This window comes from Agrobacterium sp. 22-221-1, from assembly GCF_053522445.1.
The window spans coordinates 105,265-128,736 of record NZ_JBNWCL010000009.1; the positions used below are offsets into that span (position 1 = coordinate 105,265).

At 61.4% G+C, this 23,472-nt stretch carries 23 protein-coding genes; 4 read left to right on the forward strand and 19 right to left on the reverse strand.

Features of this window, described 5'->3' with window-relative positions; genetic code table 11:
• Positions 1–54: 54 nt before the first annotated feature.
• Positions 55–837 carry a pyrroline-5-carboxylate reductase gene (locus tag ACQZ5N_RS15680; protein WP_448733392.1) on the reverse strand — a complete coding sequence of 261 codons (783 nt, stop codon included), beginning with the start codon at positions 835–837 and terminating at the stop codon, positions 55–57.
• Positions 838–996: 159 nt separating this feature from the next.
• Complete coding sequence (locus ACQZ5N_RS15685; protein WP_448733393.1) at positions 997–1,878, reverse strand: alpha/beta hydrolase family protein; 882 nt, start codon at positions 1,876–1,878, stop codon at positions 997–999.
• A 78-nt stretch (positions 1,879–1,956) separates the two neighbouring features.
• Here ACQZ5N_RS15685 and ACQZ5N_RS15690 point away from each other — a divergent pair, with 78 nt between their 5' ends.
• Positions 1,957–2,508: a TetR/AcrR family transcriptional regulator gene (locus ACQZ5N_RS15690; RefSeq protein WP_448733394.1), complete on the forward strand. Its 552-nt coding sequence runs from the start codon at positions 1,957–1,959 to the stop codon at positions 2,506–2,508.
• A 144-nt stretch (positions 2,509–2,652) separates the two neighbouring features.
• Here the strand turns inward: ACQZ5N_RS15690 and ACQZ5N_RS15695 are convergent, their stop codons facing one another.
• From ACQZ5N_RS15695 to ACQZ5N_RS15705, 3 genes are read right to left on the reverse strand one after another with little or no spacing between them, the layout of a single operon-like run.
• Positions 2,653–4,344 carry a flotillin family protein gene (locus ACQZ5N_RS15695; RefSeq protein ID WP_078053708.1) on the reverse strand — a complete coding sequence of 564 codons (1,692 nt, stop codon included), beginning with the start codon at positions 4,342–4,344 and terminating at the stop codon, positions 2,653–2,655.
• Between the two features lie 6 nt (positions 4,345–4,350).
• Positions 4,351–5,010 (reverse strand): OB-fold-containig protein, encoded by a 660-nt coding sequence (locus tag ACQZ5N_RS15700; protein ID WP_448733395.1) that lies wholly within the window; start codon positions 5,008–5,010, stop codon positions 4,351–4,353.
• On the reverse strand, positions 5,010–6,104 hold the full coding sequence (locus tag ACQZ5N_RS15705) for a PspA/IM30 family protein (protein ID WP_448733396.1): 1,095 nt from the start codon (positions 6,102–6,104) through the stop codon (positions 5,010–5,012). The genes ACQZ5N_RS15700 and ACQZ5N_RS15705 overlap by 1 nt, the downstream gene beginning before the upstream one ends.
• Positions 6,105–6,186: 82 nt before the next feature.
• Between ACQZ5N_RS15705 and ACQZ5N_RS15710 the strand changes: the two genes are divergently transcribed.
• The gene (locus ACQZ5N_RS15710) at positions 6,187–6,798 is read left to right on the forward strand and encodes a 3'-5' exonuclease (RefSeq protein ID WP_448733397.1); all 612 of its coding nucleotides are present in this window, start codon (positions 6,187–6,189) and stop codon (positions 6,796–6,798) included.
• A 20-nt stretch (positions 6,799–6,818) separates the two neighbouring features.
• Here the strand turns inward: ACQZ5N_RS15710 and ACQZ5N_RS15715 are convergent, their stop codons facing one another.
• Complete coding sequence (locus tag ACQZ5N_RS15715; RefSeq protein ID WP_003522061.1) at positions 6,819–7,673, reverse strand: LysR family transcriptional regulator; 855 nt, start codon at positions 7,671–7,673, stop codon at positions 6,819–6,821.
• Between the two features lie 130 nt (positions 7,674–7,803).
• On the opposite strand from ACQZ5N_RS15715, the gene ACQZ5N_RS15720 reads away from it, so the two are divergent.
• Positions 7,804–9,324, forward strand: coding sequence for an MFS transporter (locus ACQZ5N_RS15720; RefSeq protein ID WP_448733398.1), 1,521 nt, complete (start codon positions 7,804–7,806; stop codon positions 9,322–9,324).
• A 22-nt stretch (positions 9,325–9,346) separates the two neighbouring features.
• On the opposite strand, the gene fhuB is transcribed toward ACQZ5N_RS15720, so the two are convergent.
• The 10 genes from fhuB to ACQZ5N_RS15770 all read right to left on the reverse strand — a co-directional run bounded on the left by fhuB (position 9,347) and on the right by ACQZ5N_RS15770 (position 20,582).
• Complete coding sequence (gene fhuB / locus ACQZ5N_RS15725; RefSeq protein ID WP_448733399.1) at positions 9,347–11,326, reverse strand: Fe(3+)-hydroxamate ABC transporter permease FhuB; 1,980 nt, start codon at positions 11,324–11,326, stop codon at positions 9,347–9,349.
• Positions 11,326–12,210 (reverse strand): iron-siderophore ABC transporter substrate-binding protein, encoded by an 885-nt coding sequence (locus ACQZ5N_RS15730; protein ID WP_448733400.1) that lies wholly within the window; start codon positions 12,208–12,210, stop codon positions 11,326–11,328. The genes fhuB and ACQZ5N_RS15730 overlap by 1 nt, the downstream gene beginning before the upstream one ends.
• Positions 12,203–13,048 carry a siderophore-iron reductase FhuF gene (fhuF, locus tag ACQZ5N_RS15735; protein ID WP_448733401.1) on the reverse strand — a complete coding sequence of 282 codons (846 nt, stop codon included), beginning with the start codon at positions 13,046–13,048 and terminating at the stop codon, positions 12,203–12,205. Before fhuF ends, ACQZ5N_RS15730 begins: the two co-directional genes overlap by 8 nt.
• On the reverse strand, positions 12,994–15,399 hold the full coding sequence (locus tag ACQZ5N_RS15740; RefSeq protein WP_448733402.1) for a TonB-dependent siderophore receptor: 2,406 nt from the start codon (positions 15,397–15,399) through the stop codon (positions 12,994–12,996). The genes fhuF and ACQZ5N_RS15740 overlap by 55 nt, the downstream gene beginning before the upstream one ends.
• Before the next feature lie 182 nt (positions 15,400–15,581).
• On the reverse strand, positions 15,582–16,553 hold the full coding sequence (locus tag ACQZ5N_RS15745) for a FecR family protein (RefSeq protein ID WP_448733403.1): 972 nt from the start codon (positions 16,551–16,553) through the stop codon (positions 15,582–15,584).
• Positions 16,554–16,555: 2 nt separating this feature from the next.
• Positions 16,556–17,074 carry an RNA polymerase sigma factor gene (locus tag ACQZ5N_RS15750; RefSeq protein ID WP_448733404.1) on the reverse strand — a complete coding sequence of 173 codons (519 nt, stop codon included), beginning with the start codon at positions 17,072–17,074 and terminating at the stop codon, positions 16,556–16,558.
• A 171-nt stretch (positions 17,075–17,245) separates the two neighbouring features.
• Entirely contained in the window at positions 17,246–18,199 is a 954-nt protein-coding gene (locus ACQZ5N_RS15755) for a DUF535 family protein (RefSeq protein WP_448733405.1), read from the reverse strand.
• A 130-nt stretch (positions 18,200–18,329) separates the two neighbouring features.
• Positions 18,330–19,487, reverse strand: coding sequence for an ATP-binding protein (locus ACQZ5N_RS15760; RefSeq protein WP_269831946.1), 1,158 nt, complete (start codon positions 19,485–19,487; stop codon positions 18,330–18,332).
• Complete coding sequence (locus ACQZ5N_RS15765; RefSeq protein WP_003522071.1) at positions 19,484–20,182, reverse strand: response regulator; 699 nt, start codon at positions 20,180–20,182, stop codon at positions 19,484–19,486. The genes ACQZ5N_RS15760 and ACQZ5N_RS15765 overlap by 4 nt, the downstream gene beginning before the upstream one ends.
• Before the next feature lie 79 nt (positions 20,183–20,261).
• Entirely contained in the window at positions 20,262–20,582 is a 321-nt protein-coding gene (locus tag ACQZ5N_RS15770) for a hypothetical protein (RefSeq protein WP_448733406.1), read from the reverse strand.
• Between the two features lie 45 nt (positions 20,583–20,627).
• Here ACQZ5N_RS15770 and ACQZ5N_RS15775 point away from each other — a divergent pair, with 45 nt between their 5' ends.
• A complete protein-coding gene (locus ACQZ5N_RS15775; protein WP_448733407.1) occupies positions 20,628–21,191 on the forward strand; it encodes a phosphatase PAP2 family protein in 564 nt (187 codons plus the stop codon).
• Between the two features lie 88 nt (positions 21,192–21,279).
• On the opposite strand, the gene ACQZ5N_RS15780 is transcribed toward ACQZ5N_RS15775, so the two are convergent.
• The 3 genes from ACQZ5N_RS15780 to ACQZ5N_RS15790 are packed head-to-tail and all read right to left on the reverse strand — an operon-like array spanning position 21,280 to position 23,466.
• The gene (locus ACQZ5N_RS15780; RefSeq protein ID WP_003522073.1) at positions 21,280–21,564 is read right to left on the reverse strand and encodes a copper-binding protein; all 285 of its coding nucleotides are present in this window, start codon (positions 21,562–21,564) and stop codon (positions 21,280–21,282) included.
• Positions 21,565–21,587: 23 nt separating this feature from the next.
• Positions 21,588–22,064, reverse strand: a complete 477-nt coding sequence (locus tag ACQZ5N_RS15785; protein ID WP_080819833.1) for a cupredoxin domain-containing protein — start codon at positions 22,062–22,064, stop codon at positions 21,588–21,590.
• 52 nt (positions 22,065–22,116) lie between these two features.
• On the reverse strand, positions 22,117–23,466 hold the full coding sequence (locus ACQZ5N_RS15790; protein ID WP_035264521.1) for a multicopper oxidase family protein: 1,350 nt from the start codon (positions 23,464–23,466) through the stop codon (positions 22,117–22,119).
• Positions 23,467–23,472 lie beyond the last annotated feature (6 nt).

Sequence of the window (23,472 nt, forward strand, 5' to 3'; positions counted from 1 at the left end):
AACGGAAAGGGGCCGAAAAGGCCCCTTTTTCGTTGTCGCCATGCGATTGTCCGATTATTGCGTGATCCGCTCCAATACACGGCTCAGTGCATCTTTCAGCGCCCCTGATCCGCCCTTGCCGTCGAAATCCAGCAGCACCTGCTCGTTGAGGCCGCCCTTGGTGGCGAATTCACGACTGAGATCGATGAAATCAGTCCTGCTTCCAGCAAGCAGGGCCACCTCGGAGAGGCCGGCAAAGAGGGGCGCGAGATAGGCGCGCCCCTTTTCTTCCGGCAGACCGTTCTCGGCAAGCCATTCCGTCGTCGTTTGCATGATGCCGAAATAGGTGGCCATCAAAGCGCTGGCGGCGGCCAGAAGATCGTATTCCGCCTTGGTCTCGCATTCCACCGCATTGCCGAGCACGTTGAAGATGGCAGCCGTATCCGTATCGGCAGGATAAATGGCGGTGACGCCCTTGCGCCGGGCAACGAAGGGTAGCGGGATCGCCTGGCTGAGACGCACATCCGCGCCGATCCAGTCCAGAAGCGCCTCACGGCCGGTTGCGGCAACGACGCTGACGATCTTCTGCCCGTCCCAGAACCGCAGGGGCCGGATGACTTCTTCAGCGATCTGCGGCCGGATAGCCAGCATGACGGTATCGCAGCCATCGACGATTGCCTGATTATCGCCGGAGACGATCACCTGCGGGAAATCGGCGGCAAGCGTCGCGGAGATATCGGCACTGCGCTGGGACACCATGACATGCGGCACGGCGGCAGGTCTGGCGAGCAGGCCCCTGACCATCGCATCGGTGATGGCTCCCGTTCCGATAAAACCGATTTTCTGGGGAAGTGACATGATTGCTCCGCTGCGGCGTTTCGCGTGATGCTAATTTTTCCGTCCGGAATTGTCGACAAGCAGAGGGGAAATTTGCGGTCAAGGCGGAGCCGCGCCCGGTTTATGCCGGCTGATCGATACGGTCACGGACCGGAACACGGCCAATCGGGCGTCGTAAGATCAATACGCATCCTTCCCGGTGGGCGTTTCTTCCAGCCCCAATATCGCCGGCCATGCCGGTGCTGCACGCTCTGACATGACCTCGATATGGCGCAGCGAGGTGAGACCGAATTCTTCCGGGCGCAGGGTTCTGCGGTTGACGCTTCCCTGCGGGAAAACATCGGCATAACGCCAGACGGCGGCGGGCGGCACCACCACATCGTCTGCCATCGTCATCATGCGCAGATCGAAGCGGGTGGCGGAAAAATCCGGTTCTGGCAGCGATTTGCCAATATCGCGCCGGAAGAAATCCCTGCTCGTGCACCAGCGCCGCCATTGCCAGTAGATTCCGGCGGGCAGATCCGCACCCAGCAGCAGTCTTCGGCCGGGAAGGTAGCCCGCGAGTGTCGTGCTGACAGGCCCGAGCAGATACCAGAAGGCGATGACCGTGGGCCGATAGGTCCATGGGTGATCGCTGACATGGGCAAAGCCCGAACCGATGGTGATGACACGCTCAAGCCGTTCGTCATGGCGTCGAAAAGGAAATGTCAGCCCGCCGAGGGAATGGCCGAGCAGCCAGAGGGGGCCTTCCGGTGCTATCCGGCAAAGTGCGGCCTCGGCTGCTGTCTGATCGGCAATTCCCCAGTCGGCCATCGTGGCCCGGCTTTCGCGGACGGGGCGTTGTCGGGATGCGCCGAAATCGCGATAGTCATAGGTCAGGACACCGATGCCCTGACCGGCCGCCCATGTGGCGAAGGCGCGGTAATAGCGCGCCGGAACACCCGTTGCGCCGTGAAGGACAAGATGCGCGCGGGCTGGCCCCCTGGGCGGAAAGAACCGGCCGGCGAGCCTGTGCCCTTCAGAAACAATGTCGATCTCCCGGCTCTCTGCAATATCAGTCATCCATCCCTTCCTCCTCCTGGACCGTTTGGTCTAATAACATCTCTAGACCAAACGGTCTACAGCGCCTAAAACAGGCGAATGGACGAAAGCAAGAACCGCCACGCTTTGATACGAGCTACCTCCGCGCTGTTTCGGCGGCGCGGTTATGCGGGTGTGGGACTGGCTGAAATTCTCGCGGAGACAGGCCTGCCGAAAGGCTCTCTCTATTATCATTTTCCCGGTGGCAAGGAGCAGCTTGCCGCCGAGGCGACGCGATGGGCGGGCCGGAAGGTGGCAGAGCTGATCGATGCGAGTTTCGAGGACGCGGAGAGCTTCGCTTCGGGCTCGGTGGCGCTGTGCCGTGCGATAGTCCGCCTCTCGCAGGAAAATGGCCGTATCATGGGTTGCCCGGTGCTCAGCATCATTCAGGCCGGCGATGAAAAGCCCGATTTGCGCCAGATCGGTGCGGATGTGCTCAACGACTGGACCGCAAGGATCGCAGCTCAGGCAAGGCGTCTGGGCAGTCACGATCCGCAGGCCGATGCCGAAAGACTGGTGATCGGGCTGCAGGGCGCGTGGGTTGTTTCGCTGGCCCGTCAGGATGTCACGTCGTTTAAGACGCTGGAGAGCAGCCTGCTTCAGTCTGCCTAGGCGTATGCCGATGCGTTTTCACGCGGAGGCCTGATCGGAGCCATCGGTGCTTCTGGTGCCGCATGCTGCGGAGTAAATGAAAAGCGCGGCCGCCTTCAGGTTGACCGCGCTTGTTGTCGTTGCTGCAGGAGAGACAGGACTGTTTTACGTCTCTTTAGGTTGCTGTTTTCCCGATGCCGGCTGATCCGTGGCGTTCGCGATTGATGCAGCCAACAAAGCCTGTGTCGGGTCCGTACCCTTGAAGCCGGCCTGCGCAAGGATTTCGTCAAGAACCGGCTTTTGCGCAGTGAAGCTCAGAAGCTGGCTCGAAAGATCGCCGAGGCCATTGCCGTTTTTGACGTCGCCGCCGCCACCGAGGGCGCCGGCCAGATTACCGGCGCTGAAGATGCGGATATCGGAGATCTTCTCGATGGGCTTCATCGCCTCGGAAAGTGCTTCGGGAATGATGGCGATCCTTGCACGGGCGAGCTCGAATGCGATGATGTCGCCCGATAGCGCATTGCGTGCATCGTTCTTTGCGCGTTCCGCCTGCGCCTCTGCATCGCCGAGAGCGATGACGCCTTCGGCACGGATTTTCGCGGCCTGTGCCTCGGCTTCGGCGCCGATCTTGGTGGCGGCAGCCAGGTTTTCGGCGGCTTGCCGTTCGGCTTCCGCCTTTACCGTGATGGCCGTCGCCTCCTGCTCTGCCGCCTTGCGGGCGTCGATCACGGCGATGCGCTTGGCGCGTTCGGCTATTTCCACTTCGCGGGCTGTTGCCACCTGTTCTTCCGCAGTGATGGCGGAAGCCTTGGCTTCGTCCGCCTTGGCGCGGGCGGCCTGTTCCTGCTCCACCTTCTGCGCTACGGCGATAGCGGCTTCGATTCGCGCCGTTTCGGTGATCTTGCGCGCTTCCGCCTCGCGTTCGGCAATACCGCGCTCGGCTTCGATGCGGGCAGTTTCACGCGCCTGGCGGGCTTGGGCGTCCCGCTCGGCGATGCCGCGCTCCGTATCGAGCTTTGCCGTTTCCTCGTTGAGGCGGGCCGCCTGCTCGGCTCTTGCCGCTTCCGCCCGGGTTTCCGCCGTCTTGTTGGCGATATCGCGCTCCTGCGTCAGTTCCGCATCGCGCTGTTCGCGTTCGATGGTCAAGCGTCGCAGCACCGCTTCGCGGTCCTTCGTGGCAATTTCGACTTCGTTGTCGCGGACGATCTGGTTGCGTTCGCGTTTACGCTCTTCGGTGATCCGGGTGAGCGCCGTCAGGCCTTCCGCATCGAACGAGTTGTTGGGGTTGAAGTGCTTGATATCGGTTTGATCGAGCCGTGTCAGCGAGACCGATTCCAGTTCCAGACCGTTGGACTGCAGATCGTGCGCGACGGCCGCCTGCACGGATTTGACGAATTCGGCACGCTGCTCCTGAAGATCGCGCAGCGACATCGTCGCGGCAACCGAGCGCAAACCGTCGACAAATTTCGCTTCGACCAGTGACTTCAGCGCATCGGCATCATTTGTCCGGTCGCCGAGTGTCTGGGCGGCAAGTGCGATGTTTTCTGCATCGGGTTTAACCCGCACGTAAAATTCGGCGGTGATGTCTGCCCGCATGCGATCCTTGGTGATCAGGGATTCATGTTCTGATCTTTTCACTTCCAGTCGTAATGTGCTGAGAGAGACCCAGGAATAGGAATGGAAGATCGGCAGGATGATGGCGCCGCCATCGAGAACGACTTTCTTACCGCCGAGGCCGGTCCTTACATAGGCTTTGTCGCGTGTCGACCGCGTGTAGAGCGATGTCATGATGATGCCGATGACGACGATGGCCGTGACGATAGCCCCCGCAATCAGGCCCAGAGAAAAGAAATCCATGGTGAGTTAGCCCCTATGATGCCCGCTATGGTGAGTTTCCAGATCCGGCGGTGCGGGAATGGCCTGAAAAAGCCCATCCGCACCGTCGACGATCAATACCTGCGCACCCGTATCGATCGTGTGACCGGATGCAGCCTGTGCGCGCAGGAAGTGAATATTCTCGTGCCGGTCCTTGACCCGCACGGTGCCGGGCTTGCCCTGATCGAGAGGCCCGATGGTGACAGTGCCCACAAGTCCCAGAAAATCGGTCTGCTCGAGCGCGTTTGTCTCATCGCGTGGAATGACCTTTGCAACGGCGCGGCTGAGTGACCGCGTGGCCGGCAGGGCGGCGGCAATGGCACCGGTCATGGCCAGATAGGGCGGCAAGGGCCCGAGCGGCGTTGCGGAAGCGACCCCCTGAATGAAGAACCCGGCGACGGAAAAAGCCGAGAGCAGGATGACCGCCAGAACAAGAAGCGGCACGCCGCCCGCATTAAGCCAGGACATCCAGCTGCCGAGTAACCCCGCCTCGGCATCGCCGGGCGCGTGGTAACTGAAGTTGTCGTCAAGCAGTCCCGAAGCCGATACACCAAGAAGGACCGAGACGAGTTCGACGATGCCGAGGCCGAAGACCGTCAGCAAGGCGATCCAGAAGGGAGCAGTGCCTGGCTGGACAATGCTCTCCATCAACGCTGCCCCTCACGAAATGCCTTGAGTCGTGCTTCGATGGCGCTCTGGCGCTGCATCCGGCCGAGTTCTTCAACCTCCGCCGTTCCGTTATTGGGCTTGGCGGGGGTGCCGGTTACTCTTTCGATGGCGTCGAGCGCGTCAGCCAGACGGCGGTCGTTGCGCTGGGATGGGGTCGTATCGGTTGCCGGTGCGATGCGTTCGGCGCGCTTGGCGTCCTCAAGCCGCTTTTGCGCATCCGCCTTTGCGGAAGCGATGCTGCGCAATGTAGTTTCCGCCTCGGCAATTTCGGCAGCGTTCTCGAGAATCGCCTTGTTCAGCGCTTCCCGTTGCGCTTCCAGATCGATCTGCAGCCCGGTTGCCGCGCGGGCCAAATCCTCGCGGCCGTTTTCAAGTCCGATCCTGATCTTGTCGTCGAGGTCGCGAATTTCTTCGTCGAGATCGGCGGCCTTGGCTTTCAGGCGATGGCCGGCTGCGACCGCCACGCCAAGCGCGGATCGGGCCTCATCGGCGATCTGAGCGATTTCCCGCACCGCCTGCTGCGCTACGGCGACCGGATTGGACGCCTCCGCCGCATCGACAGCGTTGTTCATGACACCGGCGATGACACGCCCGAGTCGCCCAAGAATACCTTCATTGTTCATCGAAGCCTCCCTGCTTGGTTGAAAGCCGGTTTTGATTCCGGCATGGATGCTGATGGTTTCGCCCTCGAACACGAGGCGCGCTTCTGAAAAGTCATTCCAGCCGTCGTGATAGCCACGAACGGTATAGGGCACCACGACGCGGCCCGAGAGGGTGGCGATGCTCACCGTATCCGGCCCCTTGACCGAAAAGAGCTTGCTGTCGAGCGGAATGTCCCGCACCGGTTCCTGTGGATCGCGCTGGCTATGGTCGCGCAGAGCCAGCGTCACCATGCGGGAAGGAAGGCTGGTCTTGACCCTGATCTCTTCATAAGCTGCCGCATGCAAGGTTACGAGATTGGCGCCTTCAGTCCGGTCAAGGATCGCCATCGCCCGCCGATAGGCAAGGAGCGTCTCTTCGAGAGAAGAGCGGTTCCCCTCCGAGAGATTCAGTGCCAGGACAACGTTGGACAAAAGTTTCGTGCTCATGCGAAATATATAAAGCACTTCATTTGTGCTTTCAAGATATGGCCCATGCGAAATGAAAGGCTGGTTCATGAAAAAAGCAATCATATTCGACTGCGAGTTCCTCTGCCTGGAAGGTTCCCAGCGCAGGTTCTGGTGTGCGGCCCATGATCCCGATCCGGTCATTGCGCAGATTGGCGCCGTCAGGCTTGGGCTGGAGGGCGATTTTCCGATTCTGGGGACCTATAAGGCCTATATATGTCCGGTCGACCGTCATGGCGGAAGATATGCGATCGATCCGTTCTTCACCCGGCTGACGGGGATCACCGGGGAGATCATCGAAGCGGAAGGCGTTTCCTTGCAGGAGGCCCTTTCAAGCTTCGACAGTTTCACGGAAGGTGCCCAATGCTGGTCATGGGGCAAGGACGAGCTGAATATGGTGGCGATAAGCTGCTATGTCGCCGGCATGCAGCCGCCCATCCCTGCCGGGCGTTTCGACAATGCCGTCAAACTTCTGCTTGCAGCGGGAATGCCGGTGGAGGATCTGGCAAAAACGCCGAGCAACAGGCTGGCCGACTATTACGGCGTCGAGCATCCGCCATTGCAGGGGCACGATGCGCTCGATGATGCGCTTTCGGTTTCCTATACGCTGCAACATCTGCTGAGGGGCGGAAAACTGACGCCGGAGGTGTTCGGCGTTTAGCCGGTGTCAGACGGATTGCGTCACGATCCCGGCCGATGTTCGCGAAAAGCGGCGGCAAGCGTGCGTAAGGCTTCCCGGGATCTGCTGTCCGTCAGGGTCGAGAACATGATGATTTCTGTGGAGGGCAGGGGCGGCAGGCCAAAACGCTGGCTGACCTCCACGGTGCCGGGCGGTGCGAGGCGCGAGGAGAAGGCGGAAACCGCAAGCCCGGCCGAGACGGCGGCGGTCACCATCGACGATGTGCCGCCAAGAAACACCTCCGTCCACGCAATCGCAGCCGCGTCCAAGGCACGGGTGGCGATGTCACGCACGCCACAGGCGGGAGAGAGCGCCGCCAGCCGCAGCGGTTCACCCTGACGGTGTTCGAATTGCGGGGTTGCATACCAGCCGAAATGTTCCGGCCCGAGCACCTCGCCGTCGCGCCGGTCGTCCTCGCGCCGGATGATTGCCGCATCGATCTCCCCACGGTCGAAGGCGTCCAGCAGGGATCGGGAATGATCCATGCGCACTTCGATCGTAAGCCCGGGGTCGTGGTCGTTGAGACGTGCAAGAAGGGTCGGAACCTCCGGTCCTGCCACATGGGCGGCGATGCCAAGGCCGAAGCGGCGGCGCGGGGAGGAAAGACCCGCCAGCGCCCGGTCATGCGCGGCGAGAAACTCGCGGGCAGGCGCCAGAAATACCGCGCCCTGCGCTGAAAGCCGTACTGAGCGCGGCGTGCGTTCGAGCAACCGCTGGCCGAGCCTGTCTTCCAGTCGTTTGAGCTTGACGCTGATAGCGCCCTGGGTGGTGCCAAGCGCTTCGGCAGCACGGGTGAAGCTCTGCATATCGGCGATGGTAACGAAGGCTTCGACGGCCTCCACATCCAGCGTGCTCATATCGATTATTCCAATTTGTTGTCTCTGAAATAGCCAATCATCCAATTCAGTTATGGTCAAGCTTTGTCTAGCGTGCCTCCTCCACAGATCGGTTTTCGCAATGGCGAACCGACCCATGAAAGGCTGAAGAATGACCCTTGCCGTTGCCGCACCCGCAAGCAGCAGAAGCGCCATGGCGCTCGCTGCCGTTTGTCTCTCCGCCCTGATGTTCGGACTGGAAATTTCCAGCGTTCCGGCGATCCTGCCAACACTCGAACAGGTGCTGCATGCGGATTTCCGCGAGCTTCAGTGGATCATGAACGCCTATACCATCGGCGTGACGATGGTGTTGATGGCGACGGGGGCGCTGGCAGATCGCTTCGGCCGCAAACGTGTCTTCATCGCCAGCATCGTCGCTTTCGCGCTGTCCTCTCTGGCCTGCGGAATGACGGAAAACGTCTCGGTGCTGATCGGCGCCCGTTTCCTTCAGGGGCTGAGCGGCGGGGCGATGCTGGTGTGCCAGATCGCCATCCTGTCGCATCAGTTTCGCACGGCCCGCGAACGCGGCATGGCGTTCGGCTGGTGGGGCATCGTCTCGGGCGTTGGGCTGGGCTTCGGCCCGATCATCGGCGGCGCCATCGTTGCGCTGTGGAGCTGGGAATGGGTGTTCCTTGTTCACGTCGTGCTTGGCGCGGGAACATGGCTGCTTGCCACGGGTGGCGTCGGAGAATCGCGCGATCCGGAGGCGGCGCGTCTCGATCTTGCCGGCATGGTCACCCTTTCGGCCGCCGTTTTTTGCCTTGCCTTTTTCATCACGCAGGGACCTGCGCTCGGTTTTGTGAGCCCGGCGGCGCTTCTGGTCCTCGGCGTCGCGGCTGCGAGCTTCATTGCCTTCGTAATTGCTGAAAAGCTTAGTTCAAGACCGATGTTCGACTTCTCCGCGTTCCGCATCAGGCCTTTTTCCGGGGCGATCATCGGTTCGGCGGCGATGAATATCAGCTTCTGGCCGTTCATGATCTATCTGCCGATCTGGTTTCAGGCGGGCCTCGGTTATGACAGCGTCACCGCCGGCCTCGGCCTGCTTGCCTATACGCTGCCGGCGCTGGTGATGCCGCCGCTGGCGGAGCGCCTGTCGCTGCGCTATCAGCCGCGCCTTGTCATTCCGGCCGGGCTGTTCACCATCGGCCTCGGTTTCATGCTGATGAAATTGGGAAGCGGCATCGAAAATGCGAGCTGGCTTACCATGCTGCCCGGCTGCATCCTGGCCGGTATCGGGCTCGGGCTGACCAATACGCCTGTTACCAACACCACCACGGGTGCGGTTTCCGCCGCCCGTTCCGGCATGGCTTCGGGCATCGACATGAGCGCACGGATGATTTCGCTCGCCATCAACATCCCGATCATGGGCTTTATTCTGGTTGAGGGCGTCCGGGCTTCGCTTCGGGCGAACCTGCCGTCCGGTGCGGATGTGCATGAATTGCAGTCGCTGGCGGAAAAGATCGCGGCGGGAACTGCCGGCGCCTCGGCGCAGGGCGTTTCGGAAGAACTCGTCCATCGGGCGCTTGCGGATGGGTTCGGCCTCGTCATGCTCTATGCCGGCATCAGTGTCTGGCTGCTCGCCGCCATCAGTTTCATGATCTTCGGCCCGGCGCGAAAGCCTGCCCAAGGTTAGGGCGACGGCCGCAAAGGGAAGGCTATTTCCTTCGCCCCAGCAGGACCATGAGCAGTGGCGCGCCGACGAGAGCGGAAACCAGACCGGCGGGCAATTGGTAGGGAAAGGCTGCCATTCGCCCCACCCAGTCGGCAAGCACCATCAGGCAGCCGGCGGCGAGTGCCGCGGCGATGAGATGCGGGCCGGCGCGCCGAAATCCGATTTCGCGGGCAAGGTGCGGCCCCATCAGCCCGGCAAAACTCAAGGGGCCGATGATGAGCGTCGCCGCCGCCGTCATGGCGGCTGCGAGAATGAACAGTGCGGCCCGTGCCGAAGCAACATGGACGCCGAGTTCCCGCGCTGCGCCCGCGCCGAGCGGCAGCAAGGTAAGCCAGCGATGCGCCAGAATGGCCATGGTTGCGAAAACCACCGCGCAGACGGCCGCGACCCGGGCGGTGAAACCATCGATGAGATAGGTCGAGCCTCCCATCCAGCGAATGATCATCATGGCGCGCGGGTCGCCGCCAGCCGCCAGCACGCCGATCACGGCGTCGAGCATGGCCGTCAGCACCACGCCGGTCAGAAGAACCCGCTCGGGCGTGAAGCCTGACCTGAGGCCGAGCGACAGGATGGCGAAAAGAACCGCGGCGGCGCCGGCGCTCGCAAAACCCAGTTGCAGCATCGGCCCGGAAGCGGTGAAGGCGAAAAGCGCGACGGCCATGCCCAGCGTCGCACCGGCTGAAACGCCAAGCACTTCCGGGCTTGCTATCTCGTTGCCGGTCAGGCGCTGGAGAATGGCGCCGGCTGCACCAAGCAGGCTCCCGGCTGCGAAGGCCGCGACGACCCGCGGCCAGCGATAGGGCAGAATTTCGCTCCATTCACCGACAGGCAGCAAACCCCAGCTTCCATTCGGCGCGCGGCCGAAAAGAATGGCGGCCGTTACGCCCGCAACCAGCAGGCCAACGAAAGACAGGACCATGATGGGGGAGACGCGACGCTGTTTAACGATGCCCGGCGGCGGAGCGGGCAATTCCCTCTGCATGGCTTTCAGGCGAGGCAGCAGAAACAGCACCAGCGGCGCGCCGAACAGGGCCGTCATGGCGCCGGTCGGTATCAGCCCGCCGGTGATATCCGAAAGGCGTTTGACGATTTCGTCCGTCAGAAGCAGCAGCCCTGCGCCGATGAGCGGAGACCAGAGGATTTGCTGGGCGATGCGGCGGGCACCCGCAAGCCGCGCTATGGCGGGTGCGACAAGGCCGACGAAACCGATGACGCCGACGGCGCTGGTGACAAGCGCGGCCAATGCAACCGCGATCGATACCGCAAGAACCCGCAGCCGCACGACGGAAAGGCCGAGCGCTCCGGCGCTGACATCCCCCAGTTCCATCAGCGATAAAGGCCGCATGATCAGCCCGGCAAGCGCAGTCAGGACCAGAATTTTCGGAAAGAGGGTGACGGGAACGGTCCAGCTTTGCAGAGACAGCGACCCCGCGCCCCAGATGAACAGGCCACTCAGATACCGTTCGTTGAGAAGGACGAGAATGGCCGAGGCGGCGGCGCACCAGATGCCGATCATCAGGCCGGCGAGGATGAGCGACAGCGGTGAAAATCCGCGTCTTGCGCCAATGGAAAACACCGCAAGGGCGGCCAATGCGCTGCCTGCCATCGCCACCACATCGCGACTGATGCCCTCCAGGGTGGGAAAGGCGAACATGGTTGCGGCAACGGCAAGATTGGCGCCCGCTGAAATGCCGAGCGTCGAGGGCGAGGCGAGGGGGTTGCGCAAGGCCTGCTGCAACAATGCGCCAGCCAGCGCCAGTGCAGCACCCGCCAGAAGCGCCGTCGCCATGCGCGGCAGGGTGGAATAGAGCAGCATGAGCCGCTCAACATCATATTGTGCACCGTCGCCGCTCAATCGATGCAGATCCGGCCAGATATCGCTGACGGCAAAGATGGCGCCGAGGAGGAAGAGGCTGGCGGCAACACCGGCGGGGGTGAGGAGGCGCAGGAGGACCGGCGGCATCAGGCGTGGCTTTCCAGATGCTCGGTCACCAGACGGGCAAACCGCATGGCTTCCTGCACCATGCCGAACATCAGCACGCCGGGAAGGGTGGAGACCCGGCCTGCCCGGACGAAGGGTAGATTGCTCCAGAGCGGGCTTTGATCGAGCCGCGAGAGAATGTCGGGCGGCGTCAGCGGTTCGAAGGCGATGAGCCGGGCATCCGCCGAAAGGGCGGCCAGCGCCTCCAGCGCAATGGTTTCGAACCCCCAATAATTGGTCTTTCCCGGCCAGGCATTGGCAAGACCGATCTTTTCCATGGCGCCCTGATAAAGACCGGGGCCGCCATAGACCCGCGCATGGCGTTCATCCATGAAATTGATGACGGCGACCGGCGGCGGCCGCAATTTTTCAAGCCGGCGGCGGCAATCGGCAAAGCAGGCTTCGGCCCGTGAGAGGAAATCCTCTCCCCGCTGTTCCCTGTTGAGGGCCGCGGCAAGCTTGCGGGTCGCGGCGTAGGACGCCGTCAGGGCGTCGCTCTCCGGTGTATAGATTGGAAATTCCATCACCGGAGCGATCGACTGTAATTTCGGGGTAAGCGAGGCAAGGAAAGGCGTTGACAGGATGACGTCGGGCTTCAGCCTCGCCAGCACTTCGAAATTGATTTCGGCGGTCAAGCCGAGGTCGGCCACGCCTTCCGGCATGGCAGGCTCCACCATCCATGTGTCCCAGTCCGCGCGTGCGGCGATGGCCGCCGGCGCGGTGCCGAGCGCGAGCAGGGTGGATGCAAGCCCGTAATCGAGCGAGGCGATGCCGCCCTTCGGCATCGCCGCTTTCGCCACGCTCTGCCATGGCAGGGTCAGCGCCGCGGCCATCAGCAGGCGGCGAGTGGGCGAATGGTCAGGCATCGTGCGTGTCCCGGGTTTGTCCACAGGGCAGAGGACAGCTTGCGCCGCATCCGCCAATGGCGGGGATCATGTATCGCAGGCAGCAAACGCGCCTGTTGCCCTTAACCACCATGCCGGACATGGGATTGCGGCTGCCATCTGGCCACAGGGCATCGTCGATAACCGCCCGGCAGGCGCGTGCGAGCGCCGGATCGGCCTGCGCCTCGATTTCCCCGATGATCCACGACAGATAGACGGCGGCATTGTTCCACAGCAATTTGGGGGCAAGTTTCGCAGCCCTGGCGATGGAGGGGATGAGTGCCGCGAGATGATCGCGCAAAAGCCCGTGCAGATCTTCGGGCGCGGATGCCTTGCCGGCCTGATCGCCGGCATGGGGGAGCAGGAATGCGACCGGCAGGGCGTTTTCCGGATCGATGATCACGCTCAGATCGCCGAGAGCCAGAGGCAGGCGGCGGCCGTGCACGAGGCGGCAGACGGTGGGCGTGATGGTCAGCAGGCTGAAATAATAAAGTGTCCAGAGCGACGCCGCGGCTCTCGGGTCGGCGTCCGGATGGGCAGCGTTGTGGCGGGACATCAAGCCGCAAAAAACATCTTCGCAGGCAAGCTGCCGGCAGGGCAGAACCTCCGCACCGCAGGGCGGTGCAAGCAGGAACTTGTCCGTACAATAGCCGAAAGAGCCGACGGACGCGAAGTCCGGCAGCTCTTCATGCGCCGATTGCGGGCAGGGCGCCATGGTCTTCGCCATGCGCCCCGCCACCGGGTTGCCGCCTGCGGTCGCCACGGTTACCAGCGATATTTCAGGGACGCCGTGATGTTCCTGCCCTGTCCGAGATAGCAATAACCGTCCGTGCAGGCGACATTGCGGTCGTCGGCGATGTTGCGGACGTTGAAGGACGCGACGAGGCCGTCATAATCCTTGTCGAGCGCGCCGAAATCGTAGGAAAGAGCGGCGTCGAGATAGATGGCGGCATCGTTCTTCGCGATGTTTTTGGTGCTGGTATAGCTTTCACCGACATAGCGCAGGCCCGCTCCGGCCGAGAGGCCATGGAGAGGCGTATCTTCCTGGAAGGTATAGTTCGCCCAGAGAGAGGCCACATGGGTCGGCACCGAGGAAGGCGTATTGCCGGCGTCGTCGCCCGCCGTGATCCTGGAGTGGGTGTAGCTATAGGCGGCGATCACATCCCAGCCGGCGGCGATATTGGCCTTCGCCTCCAGTTCGAAGCCCTTGTTGGTCACCTCGCCGAGCGAGCGGAATATCAGGCCGGCGGGATCGATGGCCACGGGCTTGTTCTTCTCCGCCAGATGATAGGCGACCGCCGAAAGCATGATGTCTGTTCCGGGCGGCTGATATTTCACGCCCAGCTCGAACTGTTCGCCTTCGGTGGGCTTGAGCGTTTCGCCGGTGGCGGAAAGCTTGGTAACCGGATCGAAGGAGGTGGCATAGCTGAAGAAGGGCGAAACGCCGTTGTCAAAGGCATAGAGTGCGCCTGCCTGAACGGTGAAGGCGTCCTTCTGCACGTCTTCGGTCACAGGCCCCTGCCGGGTCTGGTCCACCCAGGTCTGCCGGCCGCCGAGGGTGAAACGCCATTTGTCCAGTTCCATCTGGTCGAGGGCGTAAAGCCCGATCTGCCGCAGATCGGCTTCCGACTGATAGGCGCTGTAGGCGGGCGTGGGTCCGGAGAAACCGTAGCGCGGATTGGCGATATCGAAATCGAAGGCGGAGCCGCCGGATGCATAACCATAGGCGAATGAAGACTTCACATTGCTGTAGTCGAGGCCGGTCAGCAGCGTATGGGAAACGGGGCCGGTGTCGAAGCTCCATTCAAGCTGATTGTCGGCCTGGAAGGCCTTCATGTCGTCGCGGATCGCCCAGGGATCGCGATGGGCAACCGTACCGGTCCAGCTCGATACGCCGAGATAACGGCTGCGCAGATCCATATGGGAATAACGCAGATTCTGCCTGAAGGTCAGGGTATCGTTGAATTCGTGCTCGAAATTATAGCCCACCTGCTGCTGGCGGATTTTCTGATAGTCGTAATCGGGATCGCTTCCACGCAGCCGCAGGACATTGCCGGCGGGATCGGTCAGTGCTGCGACCGAAGCGTCGGTTTCGGTGGACTGGATGAGCCCGTAAACGGTGAGGCTGGTCTGGTCGGACGGCTTCCAGGTAAAGGACGGCTGAAGGAAATAACGGTCGTCGGCAATATCGAAATTGGTGTCGCCGGCGCGCGCCAGTCCGACCACGCGGTATGACAATGTGCCGTCAGCGTCTATCGTGTCGCCGATATCGAAGGCGGCCTGTTTGCGGGTTTCCGTGCCGTAAAGCGCCTCAACCTCGCGAATGCGCGTGCCGTTTGCGAGCTTCGATGTCTTGTTGACGATACCGGCGGGCGTGCCTGCGCCATAAAGCACGGAGATCGGGCCACGGACGATTTCCACACGCTCCAGCGAATAGGGATCGGTGCGGAACATGCCGTAGTTCAAATAGGGCTGACGCAGCCCGTCCTTGTAGTCGCCCATGGTGGTGGCGTCGTAACCGCGAATATAGATCTGGTCGAAGCGCGGATCGAAGCCGGCGGCGGTGCCGGTGGTGACGCCGGCGGAGTAGCGCACGGCCTCGATGATGTCCTGCACGCCGCGCTGCTGCATTTCCTTTTTGGTGACGACCGCGACCGAGCGGGGCGTCTCGATGAGCGGCGTATCGAGCTTGGTGGCGCCGGAGCTGTTCTTGGCCGCCACGGTGGCGTTGTCACCGCCGCCCCTGTTGCCCGTCAGTTCGATGGGCTGGAGCAGGGTGGAGCCCGCAACCGGCGCTGCGGCGGCGCCAGGGTTGCTGAGCCGCACGGTGTTGGCGCTGGTGAAGGTATAGGAAAGGCCGGTTCCGGCAAGCAGGCGCGTGAGAGCATCCTTGCGGCTGAACGCGCCTGTGACACCCGCCGTCCTTACCGTCGCCGGAATTTCGCCGTTAAACACGACATCGACGCCGGTGATGGAGGAATAACGCACCAGCGCGCTCGAGAGCGGTTGCGGCGCGATTGAAAATTGCAGCGCGCTTGCCTGCGTCGCCGTCTGTGCGGCCGCCGGCAGAGGGCCGGTCAGGGCAAGGCCGGCGACGGTGGCGAGAAGCAGGATACGAAATGATCCGGTTGCTGAATGACGGTGGCTGAAATGATTTTTACGCTTAGACACGGTAATATACCTTCCCCTGCTCCTGTTGCCGCAATGACGGCCTCAAAACACGAGTACGATTCCGTTTGCGCAAAACCTCGGTCCCCGGACGAATTTTTTTAAGCGCCTGTGCAGGCAATGCCTCTGGAGTGCTTTCGCATTTTCGGACGGAGGCCCGCGCTCCACTTTTTCCTGTAAATGCTCTAGCGCTGGCGGATGACCGACAGCCAGGGGGAATAATCGGTGACCGTGACGGGCAGGCCCTCTTCGAGGATTTGCCCGATTTTTTCCCGGCGTCTGACATCGACGATCATCGTCACCGGCTGTCTGCCGAGCGCATCGCCCAGAACGATCATGCGGCCGCGACGCCATTGCTCCAGTCGCGCGACGACCTCTTTCAGGGGCGTCGAGATGAAGACCAGCTTGCCCTGCCGCCACGCAAGCCGCGTTTCGATATCGGTTGCTTCGGGTAGCGAGAGAACACCGTCGCGGTAGGAGATGCTGTAACCGGCCTCCACCGCCTGCCGCGACTGTCTGGCGGCGACCTCGACGGCATGTTCGGCCACCGAAACCGAGACGGAGGAACCTGCGCGACAGACGGAAAAGGCGGTGCCGAGCGCCGTGGTCACCAGGTCTTCCGTAATCACGGAAAATGGCCGGTTCCGATCCGGGGCAACCCGGAAGAACGCCTCACCCGACAGCAGCGTGATTTGCCGCCGCTGTGGGGTGAAATTCACGGAAATGGCGCTCGATGTGGAAAGCTCGACGGTCGAACCGTCGGAAAGTGCGATGCTGCGGGTCTCGCCAATCGCGGTTTCATAGTCTCCGGCCGGGCGTGTCGCCTGCCACGCTGCGGCTCCGACGCCGCCGATCAGCAGAAGTCCCGCTGCGCCGTTTTTCAGCAACCGACGGCGGCCAAGCGGCTGCGCCTGTGCAAGCTGCGGCGCCATGCCGGCGCCAAGCCATATGCGCTCGATATCGGCATAGGCGCGTGCATGCCGCTCGTTGGCCTCGATCCAGCGACGGAATTCGCTTTCGTCGGCTGCGGTTGCGCCGGGTTCCAGAAAATGCGCAAACCAGCTTGCCGCCGCATGCGCTATTGCGGCTTCGTCACCTTGGGCTGCGGTTTCGCGGCCAGCCGGCGTCTCCGCGGTCGCATCCTTGCCCGCGGCCATCTTCATCTCTCGCCCGCAGGCGTCATGCCGGTCTTCAGCTTTTCAAGAGCGGTGACCATATGGCCGAAAGCGGTTTTCGGCGAAATATGCAGCCGCTGGCCGATTTCCACGAAGGTCAGGCCTTCGATGCGCGAAAGCAGGAACACGTCCCGGCATCGCGGCGGCAGGGCATCGACAAGCATTTGCAGGCGTTCCAGCTCCTGCCGCCCGATCATGCAGGTTTCCTGCGTGGGCGAGGGATCGGCGATGAAAGCAAGATGTTCGATGCCGGTAAAGACCGGGGCGATGCGCTTGCGCCGCTCATGGTCTATGGCAAGGTTTCTGCCGGTGATGATGACATAACCGCAAAGATCGCCCGTGAGGCCCAGCAGTTTCCGCCGCTCCCACAATCGCAGGAACGTGTCCTGCACGAGATCGAAGGTGGTCGCGTGGCAACGCACGCGGTGATAGATCGCCGCGGCAAGCTTGCTCTTCACATTCAAAAACGCGTCCAGAAGATCCGGGCTGTCAATTTGCTGCATGGTCTCTGGATAACACCGGCCATCCGCGTGCAGCAAGACGGCCGAGCCGATAAAGATGATTTTTTTTATCATATTTATTAGCTGTAACTTTCGCACCACGATGCGGTGCGAAAATATGGGCACGGGCGGAGCCTCCCGACCCTTCCCCGCAAGACTTTCTCCGCGATGCCCCTAGACGTTTTCTGTTGCCTTATCCTCGCGGAAGCGTTTGCCGAGGTTGAAAAAAGACAATTTCATGTGGCTGCGCTTGTCTCTCCCCTCGAGGCTGGAGAATGGCACTTCGAAACCGAATGTCTTGTCCGGTTCGCCGGAGCGTTCCCGCCAGAAGGCATCGATGTCTGAAACCATCATTTTTTGCCGTCGGGCGCGACGGTAGCGGATGGGGTGTCTGGAATGGGCGACAGCGAAATAGCTGAGCTCACCCTCGCAGGCGAGACCTTGCAGAACCATCAGCGCTGCTTCCTTGGGGCGAAGTCCCGAGAGATCGCGCGTCACCGACACCATTTGCTCTTTCGCGGCGCGTGGACCCTGCATGCCTCCGACGACAATCGTGTGGTGCTGCGTTTCGCATCCTTCCAGAAAAGTAAAAGTCGCCGTCCACAGAACGGCGTTGTCATGGTCGCGCACGAGCCTGACAGCCAAAGCGCCCTCGTGCCGGCCGCCGCAACGATCCGCCAACGCCAGAATGCATCGATATTCATCGTTCCGGCCGCGAACCGTGCCCATGTCCATGGTTTTTCCCGTCCACAGCCCGGCCGTGGTGCTCCTGGGAAAATGCCGGTCCGCAATTGCGAAATTGTCCATGAGAAAAGCCAGCCGTCTCTTCCGGGAAACTTTATTGATCAGGAATTTCGACAGCGGTTTTTGGAGAAGGTCGTCATGCGGGAGTGGGAATTCTCGCTCCGCTGAAAACCCGGCCAGAAACCACCACCATCGAAAGGTGACCAATGGATTGGCTGCAAAACGCAGCCAGAAAAGGACGGCCCGCTTCCAGTGGGCACGTCCGGCAAAGGTCATAATTCTCCGGAACAGCAAAAAATGAGGTGTTTCCGAAACCGTCTGGACCACCTCATCGGTGACCGGGCGTTTCTCTGCCAGAACGGCAGCATCTTGAATGCGCGACATACATGGGCTTCCGGCAGAACATGAGCGTTCAGCCGGGGCATGCGCCGGAATTGTCGAGATTCTGTCGAGAAACAGCCTGTCTTCCATGAAGACCGGTTCGTTGTTGCAACGGATTGCCCGCGGAAATCTTTCAGGGCGTTTGGGCGAAGAGAACCGTCACGATGGTTCCGCCGTCCGGTCGCGTCTTTATCTGCAGATCGCTGTCATGCGCCCGTGCGATTGCGCGGGCAATCGACAGGCCGAGCCCGGTGCCGCCGGTTTTGCGCGCGCGTGACGGTTCCGTTCGCCAGAAGAGTTCGATGCCGTGCGCCTCGACGCCAGGGGGAAAGCCCGGCCCCTTATCCTCGATCGTGACGAAGGGACGCCCATCCTGAAGCCCGGTCGAACAGCGCAGAAACTTGCCGCTCGCCGCATAGCGGCGCACATTGTCCATCAGGATCAGCAATAGCTGCCGAAGGCGTTGGCGGTCGCCGCAGATGGGAGCGGGCTCCAGCGACATATCGATATCGATGCCGGCCTCATCCATCAGCGGCCGCGCCGCTTCAGCCACGGCCGCGCATTCGGCGGCAAGATCAAGCGGCTGCGTGTCTTTGACAAGGCTGTTGGTTTCCGCCAGGGAAAGTGTGCGCAAATCATCGACAAGACGCGCCAGCCCTTCCACATGGACGATGAGGTGGCGAATGGCTTGCTTGTCGAGGGGAAAGACATCATCCGCGATGCCGTGCAAACGGCCCTGCAGGATCGTAAGCGGGGTGCGCAATTCGTGGGCCACCGCCATCGTGTTGAACTTCAGCCGGCGCTCCATCATCTGAAGCTCCCGCGTCAGGCTCTCGAAACTGTCGACCAGAAATGCGACTTCGGCGATGGGGCTCGCCTTGATCTTTGCGCCTCCGCTGAAATCGCCGGTCGCCATGCGCCGCGCGGCATCGGCAAGTTCGCCGAGAGGTGCTGCAATGCGCCGCGAGATGAAGTAACCGAGCAAGCTGCACAGAAGGACACCGAGCAATCCGAAGAGGAATACCGATTTGATAAGCTCGTTATCCGCCTCGTCCTCCAGGCCCGGCAAAACCTCGATAAGGGCCTCAAGCTGGCGCTGATCCGGCATCACGCCCCGGTCGATATCCGAGAAGGCCTTGGAGGCATCGGGCGATAGCTGGGCGATGATGCGCTCTTCAATATTGTCCGCATACCAGGAAACGCCGAAATAGACCAACGCGACGGCAAAGATGAGCATCGTGGTGATCGTGATCGCCGTCATCGTGCGCAGTCGCAGTCGCCAGAGCTTCATGGTTTCTGCTCCCCGGCCAGCCGATAACCGACGCTGCGCACCGAGACCAGATAACCGCAGGCGCCATGATCCGCCAGTTTCTTGCGCAGATTGGCGATGTGCGTGTCGATGGTGCGCGCCAGCGCATCGCTTTCCGGCAGGCAGGCATCCAGAATATCGGCGCGCTGAAAGGCGTGGGTGGGGCGGCGCGTCATATGGGCGAGTATCCTGAACTCGCTCAGCGTCAGGGGCAGAACGGTCCGTCCCCCATCGCCGCAAACGGCCGCGACATAGGCTTCGGTGTCCACTTCGATGGCCCCGAAGCGCAAGACCCCGCCGGCGGCCGGCTGTCGCGTGCGTTTCAGCACGGCATTCACCCGCGCGATCAATTCATGGGGATTGAAAGGTTTGACGATGTAATCGTCAGCGCCGAGGCGAAGGCCGGTCAGCTTGTCCATATCCTCCGCAAGAGAGGTGACCATGATGACAGGCGTATCCCGTTCCCGCCGGATGCGGTTCAATACCTCGATGCCATCGAACTTCGGCAGGCGAATGTCGAGGAGAACCAGATCCGGTCTCAACATGGAGAAATGCGTCAGCGCTATTTCTCCGTCGCTCGCCCTGACGGTTCTGTATCCTTCGCGAATGAGATAGGCGTCCAGAATTTGAATAATATCGGGGTCGTCTTCGACGATCAGAATAAGCCCTTTGTCCATACTCGATCCGCAAATCTGCTTCTGTAAGCCTTAGTAACGCCGGGACGCTAAGCGGATGCGAAACATCGGGCAAGAGCCTCTATCCCCGAATAAACACTATCGGTGCCGCTTTCCTTGCAGTCTTGTCTCTTTCTCCGCAAAGCCTTGACATTTCTGCGGAAGAGAACTGGCCATGCACCAGCGTCTCGCCAGTAAAACCGACCGGAAAAAGCGGAATTGGACCCAGAGGTCGAAATTTCGCGCAGGCGCCATCCATGTCGCCCATCAGGCTTTTTTGCGTGCCTCCGGCAGTTCCTCCCTGCTGGCCCTTCTGGCCGCTCTTGCGATGATGATCGTCTTCACGATCAGGTCGGATATCGATCTTGAGGTGAGCCGGCAATTCTGGACGGACCGTTTCCACCTTGGCGAGGACGAGTTCCTCGTTTCCGTCCGAGATCTGAACCGCATGCTTCCGCCGGTTTTATTGTCGGGGTTGGTGTGCATGCTTGTCCTCATGCCATTTTCGGGCGGCCTGCACCGGGTTTTTCCACCGCACAAGCTGCTGCTTATTGGCGTCTTTTTTGCTCTGGGACCGGGCGCCTCGGTTCATATGCTGAAAAACGCGTTTGGCAGGGCAAGACCGCGCCATCTTGGCCAGTTCGGGGGAGACCTGTTGTTTACACCGGTTCTTTCCCTTGACGGTGGCTGTGCCCGAAATTGCTCTTTTCCTTCCGGTGAAAGCGCTTCCGCAGCCGCTCTTCTGGCCTTCACCATTCTCCTGCCAGAGAAATTTCGCCTGATCGGTATCGCGATACTGGCGCCATTTATCGTGATTGTCTCCCTGAACAGGGTGGCAATGGGCGCTCACTTTCTCTCCGATGTCCTGATTGCATGGCCCTTGATGCTCGCGGTGTTCCTTCTGCTCCAGCGGCCGTTCATGAACAACCGGCAGGCGATAGACGCCGCCTTCTCGCGCAGGGTCGACGGGACGCGGCCCGCCGCGGAAACAAGGCCATTTGCGGAACTATAAGGCGGAGGGGAATCCCCTCCGCCCAATATCAAAAAGGGCAGCGGAAAACCGCTGCCCTTGCTGCTTCTTGCCGAGCGGCCAGATGGCCTTATTTCACCTGGGCGACGACCAGCTTACCGTCGGCGCGTTCGGCGACGAACTCGATATTGGCGCCTTCCTTGAGCTTGGCGAGGATCGCATCGTCCTTGACGCGGAACACCATCGTCATGGCCGGCATGTCGAGGTTCTTCAGTTCTTCATGGATGATGGTGACCTTCTTGGCTGCGGCATCGACCTTCTTTACCGTTCCCTTGGTGAATTCCTCTGCGAATGCACTGAGGGGAGCGGTGAGCAGGAGTGCTGCTGCGACGGTGATTTTAACGATGGTCTTCATGGTCAGATTCCTTTGTTGCCGGGTTACTTTGCAGAAACTTTGAGATCGCCGCGCATGCCGGCCTCGTAATGTCCGGGTTTCAGGCAGGCGAACTCGAACATGCCGTCATTGGTGAATTTCCAGATGATTTCGCCGCTTTCGCCGGGCGCGAGGCTGATCGCGTTCGGATTGTCGTGCTCCATCTCCGGAGCCTTCTCCATGGCGGCCTTGTGCTCCAGATTGGCCTTCTGTTCGTCGAGAATGAATTCATGGTCCAGTTCACCGACATTCTTCACGACAAAGCGAACCGTCTTGCCTTTCTTGAAGTCGAACTTGGCGGGGGTGAACAGCATCTTGCCGTCAGGCGTTTCCTTCATCGTCACCTGAATGGTCTGGGTCACCTTGGCCTTGTCGCCCGGTTCGCCGATCGCCATCGCTTCATGGCCGCCGCCGTGGGTGCCCGATGCAAGGGCGGGCGTGGCGAGAGCGGCAAGAAGCAGTGCAATTTTCAGTTTGGTCATTCCATATTTCCTTGATTTTGGTGGGGTTCTTGTGGGGGTTGGGTCTGCGCGATCAGCCGTGTTTCATCGGTTTCGGCGTGATCTGCGTTTTGGGGTCATTGGTCTTGGTCGTATCCGGCAACTCGCCGGTCCATTCCCAGGCCTGGGTTCCGGGCGGGTTTTCGTACCAGCCGGGATCCGAGTAATCGCCCGCGGAGATGCCTTCGCGGACCTTCACCACGGAGAACATGCCGCCCATCTCGATGGGGCCGTGCGGACCCCAACCCGTCATCATGGGTACGGTGTTCTCAGGGATTTCCATTTCCATCGCGCCCATATCGGCCATGCCGGCGGTGCCCATCGGCATATATTCCGGCCGTACCTTGCGGATTTTCTCCGCGACGGTCTTCTTGTCGACGCCGATGAAGGTCGGAACGTCATGTCCCATCGCATTCATCGTATGGTGCGACTTGTGGCAATGGATCGCCCAGTCGCCGACATATTTGGCGTCGAATTCATAGGCCCGCATCGCACCCACGGGGATATCGATACTCACCTCCGGCCAGCGCGCCTCGGGCCGCACCCAGCCGCCGTCCGTGCAGGTCACCTCGAAATCGTAACCGTGCATGTGGATCGGATGGTTGGTCATGGTCAGGTTGCCGACGCGCACGCGCACCCGGTCGTCCTTGGAAACCACCAGCGGATCGATGCCCGGAAACACCCGGCTGTTCCATGACCATAGATTGAAGTCGGTCATGGTCATGATCTTCGGCACATAGGAGCCGGGATCGATGTCGAAGGCATTGATGAGGAACACGAAGTCGCGGTCCACCGGCATGAAGGCCGGATCCTTCGGATGGATCACGAAGAAGCCCATCATGCCCATCGCCATCTGCACCATCTCGTCCGAATGCGGGTGGTACATGAAGGTGCCGGACTTCACGAGGTCGAACTCGTAGACGAAGGTTTTGCCAACCGGGATATGCGGTTGCGACAACCCGCCGACGCCGTCCATGCCGGACGGCAGGATCATGCCGTGCCAGTGGATCGTCGTATGTTCCGGCAGCTTGTTGGTGACGAAAATACGCACCCGGTCGCCTTCGACGGCCTCGATGGTCGGGCCGGGCGACTGGCCGTTGTAACCCCAGAGGCGGGCGGTCATGCCCTCCGCCATTTCGCGCTCCACCGGCTCGGCGACAAGGTGGAATTCCTTGACGCCGTTGTTCATCCGGAAGGGCAGGGTCCAGCCGTTGAGGGTGACGACGGGGTTGTAGTCCGGGCCGGTGGTGGGCTTGACCGGGGCCTGGGTCGCAGCCGTTTCCATCACGGCCGCTTCCGGCAGGCTGGTGTTGGATGTTTTCGCCCAGGCCGCCGAGGAGACCATTGCGGCGCCGACACCCAGAAAGTTTCTTCTGTTAAACATGGTCGT